The sequence below is a fragment of the Delftia sp. WSY_10 genome (assembly GCF_043104705.1).
GTDB lineage: Bacteria > Pseudomonadota > Gammaproteobacteria > Burkholderiales > Burkholderiaceae_C > Comamonas > Comamonas tsuruhatensis.
In genome coordinates, this window is record NZ_JBICKY010000035.1 from 293,426 (window position 1) to 308,084 (window position 14,659).

Consider the following 14,659-nt stretch of genomic DNA (forward strand, 5'->3'; position numbering starts at 1 on the left):
TATCAGTGCCCCCCAGCGCCGCCTGGGCCTCAGGCCGAGACAGCGGGCCGCCCTTCCTGGGAGTGCTCCATGGGCAGCAGCGACTCGTCGTCGTCCGTGGTGGCATTCGGATCGACCGCGCCTTCCCACTTGGCCACCACGGCCGTGGCAATGGCATTGCCCAGCACATTGGTCAGCGTGCGGCCCATGTCCAGGAAATGGTCGATGCCCAGGATCAGCAGGATGCCGGCCTCGGGCAGGCCGAACATGGGCAGCACGGCGGCCACCACCACCAGCGAGGCGCGCGGCACGCCGGCAATGCCCTTGCTGGAGACCATCAGCACCAGCAGCATGGTGATCTGGGCCGTCAGCGTCATGTCGATGCCGTAGGCCTGGGCGATGAAGATGGCCAGGAAGGTGGTGTAGACCATGGAGCCATCGAGATTGAACGAGTAGCCCAGCGGCAGCACGAAGCCGATGATGCGCGGCTTGATGCCGAACTTCTCCAGCTGCTCCATCAGCTTGGGATAGGTCGATTCGCTGCTGGCCGTGGAAAAGCCCACCAGCAGCGGGCCGCGGATCAGGTTCAGCAGGCGGAAGATGTCACGGCCCAGCACGACGTAGCCGGCCACGATCAGCAGCACCCACAGCGTGGCCAGGGCCAGGTAGAAGCACAGCATGAACTTGCCGAACACCGACAGCATGCCCAGGCCATGGATGGTGATGGTGCCGGCCACGGCGCCGAACACGCCCACGGGGGCGAAGCGCATCACGTAGTCGGTGACCTTGAGCATGATGTGGACCACTTCGTCCATCAGGCCCACCATGGAACGCGCGGCCTGGTTGTGCAGGTTGCCCAGCGCAATGCCGAAGAACAGCGCGAACACCAGGATCTGCAGCACCTCGTTGGTCGCCATGGCCTCGAAGATGTTCTTGGGGAACACGTGGGCGATGAAGTCCTTGAGGTTCAGCGCCGAGGTCTTGAGGTTCAGCCCTTCGGCCGACGACGGCAGGGCCACGCTCAGGCCATGGCCGGGCTGCAGCACGTTCGCATAGATCAGGCCGATGGCCAGCGAGCAGAACGAGGCCACGATGAACCAGCCCAGCGCGCGGCCGCCGATGCGGCCCACGGCCTTGGCGTCGCCCATGTTGGCCAGGCCCGACACCAGGGTGGCGAACACCAGGGGCGCGATGATCATCTTGATCATGCGCAGGAAGACATCGGTGAGGATGCCGAAGTAGCTGGCGATTTCCTTGGCGGCCTCGGGCGTGGGCGCGTAGCTGTTGCAGGCATAGCCCACCAGCACGCCGAGGACCATGGCCACGAGCACCATGGTGGTCAAGCGATTGAATTTCATGCGGATTTTTTCGTTGGACGTATTTCGGTCTTGCAAGCGAGCCCGGTCCGCCGCAGCCCCCGGGTCTCTGCCGGATGCCATTGCGAAGACGGGCTTGTCTCCCTGCACACACAACCACGACGCACGTGGCCTGCGCCTGACAGTGCACAGACCGTGCCAGCCGCATCCGGCACCTGCGCCACGCGCTAACTGCTTGATTCGCCTATATCGACCTTACTTTTATGCATAAGGTGGAACGGAAATCCGAACAATGAAATGCAGGCGCCGTTCGGAAAACCGGATGGCGCGACCTGCGGGCTCCGGCCCTCCCGGGCCATGGTGCAACTATTTGAACGCCGGCCGGTGCCCGGGCAGGACGGCAGCAGCGGCTGATGCTCCAGCGCCTGTAGAGGGGCCCGCTCTCCCAGGGTCCCGCACCGTGTCTTCACCCGGTGCATCAACCCTGCCTCACCCCTGCGCCAACCCTGCTTCAACCCTGCGCTTGAGGCCCCAGGCGAAAAACGCTCACGGACTGCACAAGGTCATGCGCCTGCTGGCGCAGGCTCGTGGCTGCCGCCGCCATTTCCTCCACCAGAGCCGCGTTTTGCTGCGTCGCCTGGTCCATCTGCGTGACCGCCTCGCCCACTTGTGCCACGCCGCTGCGTTGTTCGGCAGAAGCCGCGCTGATCTCGCCCATGAGGTCGGTGACGCTGCGTATGCTCATCACCACTTCAGCCATGGTGCCCCCCGCGCGGTCGGCCAGCACAGAGCCCTGTTCGACCCGCTCGACGCTGTCGGAGATCAGGGCCTTGATCTCCTTGGCCGCCGCCGCGCTGCGGCCGGCCAGGCTGCGGACCTCGGAGGCCACCACAGCGAAGCCGCGGCCCTGTTCACCGGCACGCGCAGCCTCCACCGCAGCGTTCAGCGCCAGGATGTTGGTCTGGAACGCGATGCCGTCTATGACGTTGATGATGTCGGCGATGCGGCGCGAACTTTCACTGATGCCCTTCATCGTGTCCACGACCTGGGTGACCACCTCGCCCGCCTGCCCGGCCACGCCGCTGGCCTGCTGCGCGAGCGCGTTGGCCTTGCCCGCTCCCTCTGCGTTCTGGGTCACGGTGGCTCCGAGCTGCTCCATGGAGGCCGCCGTCTGTTCAAGCGCGCTGGCCTGGCTTTCGGTTCGCGAGGACAGGTCGGTGTTGCCCTGGGCAATCTGGGTGCTTGCACTCGCCACGGATTCGCTGCCGCTGCGCACGACGGCCACGACCTGCGATAGCGCATCACTCATCTCGCCGAGGCTGCGCAGCAGGGTCCCCACTTCATCGTGGGTGGTGGCCTCCACCCGCTGCGTCAGATCCCCGCATGCCACCGCGCGTGCCACCAGGATGGCCCGGCCGATGGGAACCGTGATGGAGCGCGTGACCCAGGTGCCCAGCAAGGCGGCCAGCACGACGGCCACCAGCGCGCCCCCCAGCTCGAACGCCAGCGTCATTGCCGCCAGCGACTCGGTGCGCGTCAGGCGCTCGGCCATGAGCTGCTCCTCCTCCCGCACCAGGTCTGCCTGCAGTGCGCGCAGCCCATCCATGGCCGCCTTCTCGCGCCCCAGGGAGAACTCGCGAACCAGATCCTCGACCGTCGCCGTGCCATCCTGAACTTGCCGCCGCAGCGCCTGCAGCGGCTGCACCGCCTGCACGAATTCACGGTGGCGCAGCCGGATACCGTCGAGCCGGCGCTGCTGTGCGGGGTTGTCCTCGGTCAGGCGTACGGCCTCCTGCCAGGAGGCCTCGAACTCCTTGAGTCCTTCATCCCAGGGGGCCAGAAAACGGGAGTCGCCCGACAGGAGATAGCCCCGCGAGGCCGTCTCCATGTTGACCATGCCCGTGAGCATGCGCTGTCCCTGGGACATCACCTTGAAGGTGTGCTCGTTCCATTGCTGGGCCTCCTTGAGCCGGGCCTGGCTGCTCACGGCCAGCGCGATGACAAGAAGAAAAATGGCGATGACGCATGCGAAGGCAGCTGCGAGACGGCGGGCCAGTGGCCAGTTGGACAAATTCATGATGATCATCGGTACGGACTGCGTGGCCGGAAAGACTGCACACGGGCGCGGCGATCACGATGTCAAGCCTCGCCTGCGCCTGGGGCAGTCATCTCCTGGCCGGGATCTACAGAGCACTCGCGCCAGCGGCTGCCGGGTGGCGGCCAGCGGGCCTGTGCTTTGTTTCTCTATGTAATATATTGGACAAAACATATTTTTGTCCTAGACAATTCGCAAAATCCCTCAAAACATTCCGGCCATGGCCGGACGTTTTGTTCCCTTCAGATCAATGACGCCACTTTCTGACCCCCTGCCTTTGGCGCCTGGCCCCGGGCTGCCCATCTCGGCCGTCGAACGCGAGACCGGACTTGCCAAGGACACCCTGCGTGTCTGGGAAAGACGCTACGGCTTTCCAAGGCCTGAACGGGATTCGGCCGGCGATCGCCGCTACCCGGCAGACCAGGTTCGACAACTGACCCTGATCCGGCGGCTCATGGATACGGGGCTGCGCCCCAGCAAGCTGATGGGCGTGGATCTGGACGGCCTGCAGGCGCTGCTGGCCCGCGCCGACACCTCGCCAGCCATGAATTTGTCCAGGACAAATCCAGAGAATGCAGCAGACTCTGACCGCTTCGCACCCATGCTCAACGCCATTGCTGCCCATGATCCCGCCCAGCTCAGGCATTGCCTGAGCCTGGCCCAGTCGCGCATGGGCCTGGCCGGTTTCGTGACCACGCTCGTGGCCCCGCTGACCACGGCGGTCGGCGATTTCTGGGCACAGGGGCGTTTTGAAGTGTTCGAAGAGCACCTGTACACCGAGGTGCTCACCGGCGTCTTGAGGCAGGCGATCGCCTCGCTCATCCCGCCTTCCCCGCCGCCCGCGCCCAAGGTGTTGCTGACCACGCTGCCGCAGGAGATGCATGGACTGGGCCTGCTCATGGTCGAAGCCCTGCTGGCCCTGGAAGGCTGCAACTGCGTATCGCTGGGCACCCAGACGCCCATCGGCGACGTGGCACAGGCCGCGCGGGCGCATCGCGCCGACATCGTGGGGCTGAGCTTCAGCAGCGCGCACAACGGAGCGATGGCGCAGGCTTGCCTGGGCGAGCTGCGCAGCCACCTGCCGCCGGCCATCGAGTTGTGGGCCGGTGGAGCATGCCCGGCGCTCTATTCCAGCCCTGTCGCGGGCATCACGCCGGTGCGCCATCTCACGGATCTGCAACCGCTGGTCGCCCGATGGCGGCAGACGACAAGAACATCAAGGACATACGCATGAACTTTCCCGCCCCCCGCCCCGTCTTCATCGCCAGGCGGCGCACCCTGCTGGCAGCGACCCTTGGCGCCGGCCTGCTGGCCAGCGGTTGCGCCAGCATGCGCCCGCCAGGCTCGGTCACGCCCGTCTCACCGTTCGACCTGCAGCGCTACCAGGGCCTGTGGTACGAACTGGCACGGCTGGACCATGGTTTCGAGCGGGGCATGACCGATGTGACCGCCGAGTACACGCCGCAGGCAGACGGCAGCGTGAAGGTGGTGAACCGGGGTTTTTCCGTGCCCCGGGGCCAGTGGCAGCGCGCCGTCGGCAAGGCCTTGTTCACGGGCAAGCCGGACACGGCTTCGCTCAAGGTCTCCTTCTTCGGTCCGTTCTACGGCGGCTACCATGTGGCCGCCCTGGACCCTGACTACCGCTGGGCGCTGGTCCTCGGGCCGGACACGCAGTACTGCTGGATACTGGCCAGGGAGCCGAAACTGCCCCCGCAGACCCTGCAATCCATCGTCGCCAAGGCCGCGGAACTGGGCGTCGATACCGGCGCGCTGATCTGGGTCAGCCATGATCGGCACCAGGAAGCGCGCAGCCAGGAGGCCTTGTGAACAGCCTGCCCCCCGTCGCGGTGATCGGCGCAGGAATGGCGGGTTTGGCCTGCGCACAGTTGCTGGCCGAGGCTGGCTGCCGCGTGGATATCTTCGAGAAAAGCCGAGGCCCATCCGGGCGCATGAGCACACGGCGCGCGCAGGATCTGCAGGGTGCGTGGCAGTGCGATCACGGCGCCCCATCGTTTGCAGCCCAGGACCCGGAGTTTGTGCAGGAGGTGCGCCAGTGGGAGCAGCACGGCGTTGTCGCCGCCTGGCGTCCGCGCGCAGTGCGCCTGCAGGGCACAGACGCGGTGCCCGCAGAGGCAGGCCTCGACCGCTGGGTGGGCGTGCCGCGCATGACCTCTCCCGCAGCGTTTCTTGTCCAGCGGCTTGGACAGCAGGGGCATGGCGTACGGCTGCACCTGCAGGCCACGGTGCAGCATTTGCAGCACGGGCCTGCCCGCTGGACAGTGCACTGTGCCGAACAAGGGCAGATGGGGCCGGAATACTGCGCCCTGGTGCTGGCAGTGCCTGCACCGCAGGCGGCAGCCTTGCTGGAGCCGGTCTCGCCCTATGCTGCGGCACTGGCCGCCAGCGCACGCATGCAGCCTTGCTGGGTGGCCATGCTGCGCACCGACGCCCCCCTGCCGCTGGACTGGGATGCGGCAGAAATCACGGATGGCCCGCTGTGCTGGGTGGCACGCGACAGCGCCAAGCCAGGGCGGCAAGGGCAGCAAGGGCAGCAGACCTGGGTACTGCATGCCAGTGCACGGTGGAGCCAGGATCACATCGAATCGGACGCTGAATCCGTGGCCGGGCAACTGCTGCAGGCATTCGAGGCCCTGGCCGGCTCTCTGTCCGACTCTCTGCCAGGCGGCCTGCGCGTCACTGCCCACCGCTGGCGCTATGCGCTGCCGGCACCCCACCTGGTCAACCGCTGCTGGTGGGACGCGCCTGCGGGCCTGGGCCTGTGCGGCGACTGGATGTGCGGCGCAGGCGTCGAAGGCGCCTGGCTCAGCGGACGGGCGCTGGCCCGGCGCGCCCTGGCCACGCTGACGCGCTGAACTGCAGGAACGCCCGCGCCATGCACAAGAAGCCCCACCTTCCCTCCAAGCTGTGTGCGTGCTGCGGTCTTGCGTTCACATGGCGCAAAAAATGGGCACGTGATTGGGACGAGGTCAAATACTGCTCGCAGCGCTGCCGCACCGCGCGACTGCCGCCTGATCCCACTCCCCCATCTGCAGGCCGTCAGCCAAGGCGCTGACCTCCAAGCGGGCCATGCGCCCCGCACATCCTGGAGCCCTGGATTGCCGCCAGGCCGGCCCCATAATGCGCCACCCCATTGCATCAAGGAATTGGCACCTATGTCTTCCGGCGGCTTTCACGTCCACGGCCCACACGATCACGAACTCGAACATGCTGCCCAGGGCGAGCATGGCCACACCGCCCATCACGGCATCGGCGGCGGCAGCCTGACCAACCAGATCGCCATGTGCACGGCAGTCATCGCCACGGTGGGCGCCATCTTCGCGTACATGGGCGGCGCCACCCAGGCCAATGCCGGGCTGTACAAGAACGACGCAGCCATCAAGAAGACCGAAGCGGCCAACCAATGGGCCTTCTTCCAGGCCAAGAGCACCAAGCAATCGTTGTCCGAGTTCGCGCGTGATCTGGCGACCACGGAGGACAGGCGGGCGGCCTACCAGGCCAAGGTGGAGCGCTACGAAAAGGAAAAGGACGACATCAAGCGCGATGCCGACCGCCTGGAAGCCGAGGCCCGGCAATGGGACGAGAAGTCAGAGATGCAGATGCACCTGCATCACCGCTGGGCGCAGGCCACCACCGCGCTGCAGGTCGCCATTGCCCTTGCAGCCATCGCGCTGCTGACCAAGAAGAAATGGCTGGAATACGCCATGCTCGGCGTGGCAGCGCTGGGCCTTGGCGTGGGCGGGCTGGCCATGCTGCACATCTAGAGCGTGTGGCAAAGCCGCAAAGCCGCATATCCGCCTTGGAAGGCAGCTGTGAAACAGCCCCCCCCGATTCCCCGGCCTTGCCCGCGGCTCAGTCCTCGCTGGGACGGGGGTAGCCGGCCTCTGCCCAGGCTTGCGCAGACGTCCGGGTGAGCTGATGGTCCGGCCTGACTCCCACCTTGGCCAGCTCGCTGCCGTCGGCGGCAGTGGCGGTGAGCGTGGCGCTGGGATTGTCTTCATCGGGCTCGATATCCAGAGAGACGGTCACGCGTGACCCGCCCACCACGATCTGCACATCCTTGTGCAACTGCGCTGCCAGATGCTGCTCATGCCGGCGCATCACCTCGTGCGCCGTCTTGACGAGCGTGTTGAAGGCGGAAACGTCCAGCGGCTTGGGATTTTTCTTGTCGCGGCCCATGGTCCACGGGCCGACCAGGCTTGGCTCCACCTGGCCGTCCTGGGTCATGGCAACGGCCCAGCCATCGTCGTCTTCATTCTTGATGACGCGGGCCTCCCAGCCGTTGTGATGCCAAAGGCGGTCTTCGAAGATTGAGACGACTTCTTGTTCGAGTTCTGCGGACATGTCCAGACCCTTCCCTTGTGGAAACTATCGAGCCCGAAATTCTACTGTCCATCCATACAGTTCGCGCGCAGGGGTCTATTCCCAAACCGTGGACTCCCAAGAGACGAAAATGCTTCCCGATGGCACCGGAGACGGCATGAACAACGACCTTGCACACCAGGATCCTGAACTGTTGCGCCGGCTGCTGCGCGCGAAGGACAGCATTGACGCCGCATCGCACGAGGCCTGGCCTGTCGGCCGACTGGCGCAGGTCAGTGGCGTGTCCGAAGCGCACTTCGCCCGGTCGTTCAAGCAGGCCTTCGGCAGTCCGCCGCACCGGTACTTGCTCACGCGGCGCATCGAGCGGGCAATGACGCTGCTGCGCGAAACCGATCTGGCCATTACCGACATCGCCTTTGATACAGGCTGGGCAAGCCTGGGCACCTTCGGACGCACCTTCCGCGATATCACAGGCGACAGTCCCAGCGCAGTCCGGGTGCGCGCCCGGGCGACGATGCACGAGCTGGGCCGCGTGCCCGCCTGCATCGTCAGCGCCGCGCACCGCCCCGACCTCACGACCGCAGTTTCGGAGAAGCGACGCCGGGCAACAAGCGATACAAACGAACCCGAACAACAGGAGATCCCATGATTCAAGGCGTTGAAGTGGTTGGTTTGTATGTGCGCGATCAAGACGAAGCACTCGCGTTCTATGTCGACAAACTCGGGTTCCGCGTCCACACGGACGTGGCAAACGGCGACTATCGCTGGCTCACGGTGCAGCACCCGGAACAGCCGTCGTTCCAGCTCGGCCTGTTCACACCCGGCCCGCCCGTGCTCGACGCAGCAACGGCGCAGGCAGTGCGCGCGATTGTGGCCAAAGGCGCCATGCCGCCCCTCGTACTGACCGTGGATGACTGCCGCGCGGCCTACGACCGAATGCTCGCAAGCGGAGTGGAATTCACGCAGGAACCCGTGGCACGGTACGGCACCGTGGACGCAGGCTTCCGCGATCCGTCGGGGAACGGGTGGAAGATGATCCAGGCGCGCCGCTAAGGGAGGCCGCCTTGAACTGGAACCACCGGATCCGGCAGATCCACCGCTGGCTGTCCGTCGCCTTCATGGTCACCGTCATCGCCAACTTCATTGTCCGGGCGCAGGGGGAGCCTCCCTCCTGGGTCAGCTACTCGCCGCTGCCCCCGCTCTTTCTCTTGCTGTTGAGCGGTCTGTACCTCTTCGTGCTGCCGTACGCCTGCATGCGACGCAGTGGAACAAGGAAGCCAGGCGATGCGAGGTAGGTGTCTTGGCCCTTGAATGGCCGCCAGCACGCATTCTTCGACAAGGGCACGTTGCACTCGCCGCAAATTGCCGCCGCAACGAAGGGCTTGCGAATGCGATAAGCTTCAAGTCTTGTTGAAGGTCAAGGACCCCTTGCCGAAGGTTGCGCATGAACATTGGTGAACTGAGCAAACGCACAGGCCTGTCCACATCACGCATTCGTTTTTATGAGCAAAGCGGCCTGCTGCAAGCGGCTGAGCGTGGCGCGAATGGCTACCGCAGCTATCCGCCTGAGATGGTGCAGATGCTGGAGCTGATTGCGATTGCGCAAGGGGTGGGCTTCAGCCTGGATGAAATTCGTGCACTCTTGCCGCCCGGCCTGCAAGGCTGGGACCATGAGGCCGTCGTGGGCGCGCTGCGCCAAAAAATTGCCGATATCAAGGCCATGGAGAAAAAGCTGCAGACCAGCAAAAAGCAGTTGCAGGCTTTGTTGTCCGATATTGAAGCGCGGCCAGACAACATGGATTGCCATGACAACGCACGCCGCGTGCTCTCCCATGTACTGGCCCAGCAATCCGAATCCCTGGCCTCTGAAGCAGCGGCCGAAGAAAAAATGGGCAAGCTCATGCGCACCGGACACAAGAAGCGGGCAAGCGCGGCATAGGCCTGCGCCAGTTTGGAACGTGGCCCTAGCGCCTTGCCAAAGCCTGCACCACCTGCTTGGCAGTCGCTTTGGCCGACCCCGGGTTTTGCCCGGTGATGAGGCGGCCATCGGCCACCACATACGACATAAAAGGCAGCAAGGCTTTCTGATAGCGCGCACCGCGCATCTTCATCTCCTGCTCGGCGTTGTAGGGCATGGACCGGGCCACTCCGGCCAGGATTTCTTCCGTCCATGAAAAACCCGTGACCCGTTTGCCCGCGACCAGCAAAGAGCCGTCGCTGAGCTGCGTATTGAGCAGGCCGCAGTAGCCGTGGCAAACCGATGCAACGATGCCACTTCGCTCCCAGATGCTGCGTGTGATGCGCTGCAGCCCCGCACTATCGGGAAAATCCCACATCACCGCATGCCCTCCGGTGAAGTAGATGGCATCGAAATAGTTCGCATCGATATCGGCAGGTGCCGCAGTGTTCGCCAGCAGGGCCATGCGCGCGGGATCATCGAGCCAGGCTTTGGCCGAAGCATCGAAGTGCGGCCATTGGAGTGCGCGCGGCTCCAGCGGTACGGCGCCACCCCGCGGGCTCACCAGTTGCTGCAGATACCCTTGCGCAGCAAACACATCCCAGGCATGGGTCAGCTCCGACAGCCACAGCCCTGTGGCGTGCGCAGGGTCGTCGTAATGAGCGACATTGGTGACGACATGCAAGATACGTGGCGTACTCATGATGACTCCTGCGCGATGTGCTTGAGGCCCTGTGCGTAGCTGGTGACAGCAAAGTCGGGAAAGCGGCGCTTGAACTTGGACGAATCAAACACATTGTCGTGCGCGTAGCGTGGCAGCAGTTCACGCAGTTCGCGCACGGGCTTGGAGACCCAGCCAGCAACCACCATGGCCAGGTGGCTCAGTACCTTGTAGCGCGGCTCAACCCCAAAGGTTGCAGCCGCCAGGTTCACAAAGGCCTGATAGGTCAGCCGCTCGTCCCAGCAAGGCAGATGCCAGGTCTGGCCATACGCATCTTGCGCATTGCCAATGGCTGCCATGGCGCGGCTTGCATCGGGCGTCCAGATCAGGGTGCGCAGCTTGTCGTCACGCACCGGCACTTTGGCCTTCTGGCCCGCCTTGAGCGGGCCGATCACCAGGGTGTTGGTGATGCTTTGGGTTTTGCCGGGGCCGTAGAACTCTGGCGCGCGGGCAATGGCCACGGGGATATCGCCGCGCTGCATCTCGGCCAGCACCATCTCGGCCATCAAGGCGCGCACGCGCCCCTTGCGGCCCACCGGGGCAAAGGCGGTTTCCTCGGTCTGCCGCTGCGCGCTTTGCGGGTACATGTAGGTGTTGTCGAAGTAGACAAACTTGGCCCCCGCTGCCCGCGTGGCATCGAGCGCGTTGCGCAGCATGGCAGGAAATTGCCCCTCCCATAACTCGGTGTCTGGTGGCAGGCCGGCGGTGAAGTACACGACCTCGCTGCCACGCACGGCCTCCAGGGTTTGCGCGGAATTCATCAGGTCGGCGGACACCAGCTCGTCCGTATCGTTCACCTTGCGCGGCTTGCGGCTGACCAGGCGCAGGTTCTGCGTGTAGTTGCGGTGGAGCTCGCGCGCCAGCTCCACAGCGATCTGGCCATTGGCGCCCAAAATGGTTTGCATATCGATCCTTGCAGCATCTTGTGTGATGAGAGGATAAGGAGCTTAAGCTTCAACTTGAGTTGAAGGTCAAGCGGCAAAACTGCAGGTCCCTGATATCAGGTCGAAGCCCCCTGCCGACTCGCTGGCTGTCTGAAGAAACCCGGCACTTCCATCATGTCGGGGAGCCTGGAGCCTGCACACTGCGGCCTGCTTTGGTGCACCTGGTGAAGGCCCGGTTCGGGTCGGCAGCGCCTGTGCATGAGCCGCGATGGCGGACTTGCCTCTTTGCGGTTGCTCATCTGTGGTCCGAACTTGTCGGCTTTATCGAGACTGCCACCGCACACCGGCATCAATTGCTGCAATGGGTGCAATGAGAGCAATGGCAGCAATGTGTGTACAGCAAATATTTGATGCGATCAGAATGCACCACCACCATTGAAAAGAAGAAGCCATTCTCAATCCAACGATTGAATTGCCAACTTCCGATGGACGCCGCTTATTCAATGTGACAGAATGAAACGCCAGCGATGAATGGCCTGAAGTCCTCTGATGATGGCAGTGGCAAATATTGCCATGGCGATCGCAATGACAGGACGAAAAACCGGATGTGCCGCTATTGAGATCCAGAAATCAAATCGTGTTGACTTCGCGCATTTCGGATGGATCGTTTGGTCAATGAACGTCAGAGCGTACTCTTGTCGACCGCACCTCATTTGCACTGGAAGCGCACTACGGCCATTGTCGCCATTCGGCCAATCATTGAATTCAGCTTCTGGCTTTCGAGCCTTACGCTTCTATGAACATCGCCCCGTAGAAGCCAAAAAACCAAGGGCGATTGACAACGGAGATTTATATGCCTTACAAGAAAAGTCAACAAGTCGGCGGTCAGGGTGGAGACGAATTTTCCGATGATCTGACCCAAGTGGTTCGAATTGTGAGGATTTCGATCAGGCATGGAGCCAGAGTCGATGCCATCCAAACCACATGGCTTCTGACAGACGGAACACAACTCACTGGTGCACGCCATGGTGGCGGGGGCGGCGAAGAAACTGTGATCGAGTTTGGCAGCAACGAGCACATCGTTACGATACAAGGGCGAAGCGGAAGTCGAATTGATTCCCTGACCATTACCACCAACAAGAAGTCCTACGGCCCCTACGGAGGCGACGGAGGGAAACCCTTCGGCCCCATTCCTGCTGAAGCAGCGGGTGGATTCTTTGGTCGTTCCGGCACAAATGTTGACGCGATAGGCGTTTTCATTCCAGCGTAGTGTCAAACCGGTGATGGTGCCATCGCATCAACAAGGCACCGAAACGGACTGGGATGAAGCCGAGGTTTATTCCAGTCCGCTCATCGGCTCTATTGATTCCTGCTGTCAATCAGGCATCAATCAGCAAAGTCAACGCCCCCGCATCCCCATCAAAACCTCAATCGTCACCGTCGTCGCGTCGTCATCCGGCCTTTTGCGATGCGCGATGCCCAACGCCCTTGACAGTGCTGGCCGCAGGGGTCGCGTGGTGATGCGGGGGTCAGGCTGCGGTGCGCCGGCCTCGTGGGGCAGCAGCGCGGCGCCGTAGCCCGCTGCCACCAGGCTCTTCATTGCGTCGTTGTAGTTCAGCTCGATGCGTGCCTGCGGCCGGGCGCCGCCTGCGGCAAACCATTCGGCGGTCTGGCGCGACAGCCGGGTGCCACGGTCGTTGGCGATCAGCGGGCGGGCCGCAAGCCACGCGGGCGTGATGTGCCGCGGCGGCTTCCAGGCGGCCGGGATGAAGGCCAGCACGGGGTCCTGGCGCCAGGCCTGCACCTGCAGCCCGCGCAGCACAGGCTGCGGCAAGGCAACGATGCCGATGTCCAGGCTGCCGGCCGCCAGGCGCGCCAGGGCTTCCTCGCTGGTCATCACCGCCACTTGCACGTCGATCTCGGGATGCCGGGCGGCCAGGGTTTCCAGTGCCTGGGGCAAGAGGTGCGCCAGTGGAGGCGCCCAGGCGCACGCGGCCCCCGCGCGTGGCGATCTGGCGCTGCACGGTCTGCAGGAGATCGTCGGCCTCGGCCAGGAGCTGGCGCGCCTTGTCTATCAGCAGGCTGCCCGCCGATGTGGCGGTGACGCCGGCCGGTGCGCGGTGCAATAGACGAGTTCCCAGACGCTCTTCGAGCTGCGCCACATGCAGCGTCACCGTGGGCGGCGCCAGGTGCAGCACCTTGGCGGCGGCGGCGAATGAGCCCAGGTCGGCCACCGTCAGCAGGGTGCGCAGACGGTCCAGATTGATTTCGCGCATGGTGCGGTGTCCCAGGTTGCCAGCAATTCAGGAATCATGAATCCGTAGTTTGTCAGATTCAACTGGCCTGCATGCGGCAGGCGCTGCACCATGCGCTCCACACCCAATCGGAGCAACCCATGACCTCTCTTGTTTTCATCGATGGCGACCAAGGCACCACCGGCCTGCAGGTGCGCGAATGGCTGGCGGATCGGACCGACCTGCGCCTGCTGCAACTGCCGGCCGACCAGCGCAAAAGCACGGCGCACCGGGCCGAGGCGCTCAACGACTGCGACATCGCCTTGCTGTGCCTGCCGGACGAGGCTGCGCGCGAGGCGGTGGCGCTGGTGCGCCGGCCCGGCGTGCGCGTGATCGATGCGAGTTCTGCGCATCGCACCGCGCCGGGCTGGGTCTATGGCCTGCCGGAACTGGAGGCAGGCCAGGCTGAACGCATCGCCCATGCCCGGCGCGTCAGCAATCCCGGCTGCTATCCGACAGGTGCTCTGGCACTGCTCAGGCCCTTGATCGACGCGGGCCTGCTGCCCCCCGACTACCCGCTGGCCATTCACGCGGTATCGGGCTATTCGGGACGGGGCCGCGCAGGACTGCTGGACCATGAGGGCGCTGCCGCCGCCACTGCCGTGCCCCTGCAGGTCTACGGCCTGGGGCTGCACCACAAGCACGTGCCCGAGATCCAGCAGCTTGCTGGCCTGGCCCATGCGCCGGTGTTCGTGCCGGCCTATGGCCACTACCGGCAAGGCATCGTACTGACCATCGCCCTGCATCTGCGGCTGCTGCCCGCCGGTGTGACCGCCCGCAGCCTGCACGCTGCGCTGCAGGCGCGGTACCAGGACCAGCCGTGCATCGAGCTGCAACCCCTGGAGGAGGACGCCGATGCGCAGCGGCTCGATCCGCGTGCGCTCAATGGCAGCAACCGGATGCGGCTCGCGGTGTTCGGACAGCCGCAGGAGCAGCAGGTGCTGCTGACCGCCGTGTTCGACAACCTGGGCAAGGGCGCCGCCGGCGCGGCGGTGCAGAACCTTGATCTGATGCTCGGGCTGCAGCCGATGCTGCAGCCAGGATTCGATGAATCCCTGAGCCTGGTGTGAGC

Annotated in this window: 16 protein-coding genes and 1 pseudogene; 11 read left to right on the forward strand and 6 right to left on the reverse strand. The window is 64.4% G+C overall.

Features of this window, described 5'->3' with window-relative positions; all coding sequences use genetic code 11:
• Positions 1 to 29 precede the first annotated feature (29 nt).
• Both ACF8ML_RS17095 and ACF8ML_RS17100 read right to left on the reverse strand, forming a co-directional pair.
• Positions 30 to 1,337 (reverse strand): dicarboxylate/amino acid:cation symporter, encoded by a 1,308-nt coding sequence (locus ACF8ML_RS17095; protein WP_016446285.1) that lies wholly within the window; start codon positions 1,335 to 1,337, stop codon positions 30 to 32.
• Between the two features lie 469 nt (positions 1,338 to 1,806).
• Positions 1,807 to 3,381, reverse strand: coding sequence for a methyl-accepting chemotaxis protein (locus ACF8ML_RS17100; RefSeq protein WP_392407493.1), 1,575 nt, complete (start codon positions 3,379 to 3,381; stop codon positions 1,807 to 1,809).
• 259 nt (positions 3,382 to 3,640) lie between these two features.
• On the opposite strand from ACF8ML_RS17100, the gene ACF8ML_RS17105 reads away from it, so the two are divergent.
• The 5 genes from ACF8ML_RS17105 to ACF8ML_RS17125 all read left to right on the forward strand — a co-directional run bounded on the left by ACF8ML_RS17105 (position 3,641) and on the right by ACF8ML_RS17125 (position 7,172).
• Positions 3,641 to 4,624: a MerR family transcriptional regulator gene (locus ACF8ML_RS17105; protein ID WP_392407495.1), complete on the forward strand. Its 984-nt coding sequence runs from the start codon at positions 3,641 to 3,643 to the stop codon at positions 4,622 to 4,624.
• Complete coding sequence (locus ACF8ML_RS17110; RefSeq protein WP_160852366.1) at positions 4,585 to 5,217, forward strand: lipocalin family protein; 633 nt, start codon at positions 4,585 to 4,587, stop codon at positions 5,215 to 5,217. Before ACF8ML_RS17105 ends, ACF8ML_RS17110 begins: the two co-directional genes overlap by 40 nt.
• The gene (locus ACF8ML_RS17115) at positions 5,214 to 6,263 is read left to right on the forward strand and encodes an NAD(P)/FAD-dependent oxidoreductase (RefSeq protein ID WP_392407496.1); all 1,050 of its coding nucleotides are present in this window, start codon (positions 5,214 to 5,216) and stop codon (positions 6,261 to 6,263) included. Before ACF8ML_RS17110 ends, ACF8ML_RS17115 begins: the two co-directional genes overlap by 4 nt.
• A 20-nt stretch (positions 6,264 to 6,283) precedes the next feature.
• Positions 6,284 to 6,463, forward strand: coding sequence for a DUF2256 domain-containing protein (locus ACF8ML_RS17120; RefSeq protein WP_013801983.1), 180 nt, complete (start codon positions 6,284 to 6,286; stop codon positions 6,461 to 6,463).
• Between the two features lie 100 nt (positions 6,464 to 6,563).
• A complete protein-coding gene (locus ACF8ML_RS17125) occupies positions 6,564 to 7,172 on the forward strand; it encodes a DUF4337 domain-containing protein (RefSeq protein ID WP_034366698.1) in 609 nt (202 codons plus the stop codon).
• 88 nt (positions 7,173 to 7,260) lie between these two features.
• Here the strand turns inward: ACF8ML_RS17125 and ACF8ML_RS17130 are convergent, their stop codons facing one another.
• Positions 7,261 to 7,752 (reverse strand): hypothetical protein, encoded by a 492-nt coding sequence (locus tag ACF8ML_RS17130; protein WP_012206106.1) that lies wholly within the window; start codon positions 7,750 to 7,752, stop codon positions 7,261 to 7,263.
• A 136-nt stretch (positions 7,753 to 7,888) separates the two neighbouring features.
• Here ACF8ML_RS17130 and ACF8ML_RS17135 point away from each other — a divergent pair, with 136 nt between their 5' ends.
• The 4 genes from ACF8ML_RS17135 to ACF8ML_RS17150 all read left to right on the forward strand — a co-directional run bounded on the left by ACF8ML_RS17135 (position 7,889) and on the right by ACF8ML_RS17150 (position 9,670).
• The gene (locus ACF8ML_RS17135; RefSeq protein WP_043821580.1) at positions 7,889 to 8,380 is read left to right on the forward strand and encodes a helix-turn-helix domain-containing protein; all 492 of its coding nucleotides are present in this window, start codon (positions 7,889 to 7,891) and stop codon (positions 8,378 to 8,380) included.
• Positions 8,377 to 8,784, forward strand: a complete 408-nt coding sequence (locus ACF8ML_RS17140; RefSeq protein WP_013801980.1) for a VOC family protein — start codon at positions 8,377 to 8,379, stop codon at positions 8,782 to 8,784. The genes ACF8ML_RS17135 and ACF8ML_RS17140 overlap by 4 nt, the downstream gene beginning before the upstream one ends.
• A gap of 11 nt (positions 8,785 to 8,795) precedes the next feature.
• Positions 8,796 to 9,026, forward strand: a complete 231-nt coding sequence (locus tag ACF8ML_RS17145; RefSeq protein ID WP_154834131.1) for a hypothetical protein — start codon at positions 8,796 to 8,798, stop codon at positions 9,024 to 9,026.
• A gap of 149 nt (positions 9,027 to 9,175) precedes the next feature.
• A complete protein-coding gene (locus ACF8ML_RS17150) occupies positions 9,176 to 9,670 on the forward strand; it encodes a MerR family transcriptional regulator (RefSeq protein ID WP_016451534.1) in 495 nt (164 codons plus the stop codon).
• A gap of 25 nt (positions 9,671 to 9,695) precedes the next feature.
• On the opposite strand, the gene ACF8ML_RS17155 is transcribed toward ACF8ML_RS17150, so the two are convergent.
• The gene (locus ACF8ML_RS17155; RefSeq protein ID WP_392407497.1) at positions 9,696 to 10,391 is read right to left on the reverse strand and encodes a type 1 glutamine amidotransferase domain-containing protein; all 696 of its coding nucleotides are present in this window, start codon (positions 10,389 to 10,391) and stop codon (positions 9,696 to 9,698) included.
• On the reverse strand, positions 10,388 to 11,314 hold the full coding sequence (locus ACF8ML_RS17160) for an NAD-dependent epimerase/dehydratase family protein (protein WP_154834128.1): 927 nt from the start codon (positions 11,312 to 11,314) through the stop codon (positions 10,388 to 10,390). Before ACF8ML_RS17160 ends, ACF8ML_RS17155 begins: the two co-directional genes overlap by 4 nt.
• Before the next feature lie 832 nt (positions 11,315 to 12,146).
• Between ACF8ML_RS17160 and ACF8ML_RS17165 the strand changes: the two genes are divergently transcribed.
• Positions 12,147 to 12,563 carry a jacalin-like lectin gene (locus ACF8ML_RS17165; protein ID WP_074922946.1) on the forward strand — a complete coding sequence of 139 codons (417 nt, stop codon included), beginning with the start codon at positions 12,147 to 12,149 and terminating at the stop codon, positions 12,561 to 12,563.
• A gap of 129 nt (positions 12,564 to 12,692) precedes the next feature.
• Here ACF8ML_RS17165 and ACF8ML_RS17170 read toward each other — a convergent pair.
• Positions 12,693 to 13,569: pseudogene (locus ACF8ML_RS17170) on the reverse strand (LysR family transcriptional regulator).
• 119 nt (positions 13,570 to 13,688) lie between these two features.
• Here ACF8ML_RS17170 and argC point away from each other — a divergent pair.
• Positions 13,689 to 14,657: an N-acetyl-gamma-glutamyl-phosphate reductase gene (gene argC / locus ACF8ML_RS17175; RefSeq protein ID WP_392407498.1), complete on the forward strand. Its 969-nt coding sequence runs from the start codon at positions 13,689 to 13,691 to the stop codon at positions 14,655 to 14,657.
• Positions 14,658 to 14,659 lie beyond the last annotated feature (2 nt).

Excerpts from the sequence above, each read along its gene's own strand:
- ACF8ML_RS17105 (WP_392407495.1), top strand. The coding sequence starts at position 3,641 with ATGACGCCACTTTCTGACCCCCTGCCTTTGGCGCCTGGCCCCGGGCTG.
- ACF8ML_RS17095 (WP_016446285.1), bottom strand. The coding sequence starts at position 1,337 with ATGAAATTCAATCGCTTGACCACCATGGTGCTCGTGGCCATGGTCCTC.
- ACF8ML_RS17155 (WP_392407497.1), bottom strand. The coding sequence starts at position 10,391 with ATGAGTACGCCACGTATCTTGCATGTCGTCACCAATGTCGCTCATTAC.
- ACF8ML_RS17150 (WP_016451534.1), top strand. The coding sequence starts at position 9,176 with ATGAACATTGGTGAACTGAGCAAACGCACAGGCCTGTCCACATCACGC.
- ACF8ML_RS17125 (WP_034366698.1), top strand. The coding sequence starts at position 6,564 with ATGTCTTCCGGCGGCTTTCACGTCCACGGCCCACACGATCACGAACTC.
- ACF8ML_RS17130 (WP_012206106.1), bottom strand. The coding sequence starts at position 7,752 with ATGTCCGCAGAACTCGAACAAGAAGTCGTCTCAATCTTCGAAGACCGC.
- ACF8ML_RS17160 (WP_154834128.1), bottom strand. The coding sequence starts at position 11,314 with ATGCAAACCATTTTGGGCGCCAATGGCCAGATCGCTGTGGAGCTGGCG.
- ACF8ML_RS17135 (WP_043821580.1), top strand. The coding sequence starts at position 7,889 with ATGAACAACGACCTTGCACACCAGGATCCTGAACTGTTGCGCCGGCTG.
- ACF8ML_RS17140 (WP_013801980.1), top strand. The coding sequence starts at position 8,377 with ATGATTCAAGGCGTTGAAGTGGTTGGTTTGTATGTGCGCGATCAAGAC.
- ACF8ML_RS17100 (WP_392407493.1), bottom strand. The coding sequence starts at position 3,381 with ATGATCATCATGAATTTGTCCAACTGGCCACTGGCCCGCCGTCTCGCA.
- ACF8ML_RS17165 (WP_074922946.1), top strand. The coding sequence starts at position 12,147 with ATGCCTTACAAGAAAAGTCAACAAGTCGGCGGTCAGGGTGGAGACGAA.
- ACF8ML_RS17110 (WP_160852366.1), top strand. The coding sequence starts at position 4,585 with ATGGCGGCAGACGACAAGAACATCAAGGACATACGCATGAACTTTCCC.
- argC (WP_392407498.1), top strand. The coding sequence starts at position 13,689 with ATGACCTCTCTTGTTTTCATCGATGGCGACCAAGGCACCACCGGCCTG.
- ACF8ML_RS17120 (WP_013801983.1), top strand. The coding sequence starts at position 6,284 with ATGCACAAGAAGCCCCACCTTCCCTCCAAGCTGTGTGCGTGCTGCGGT.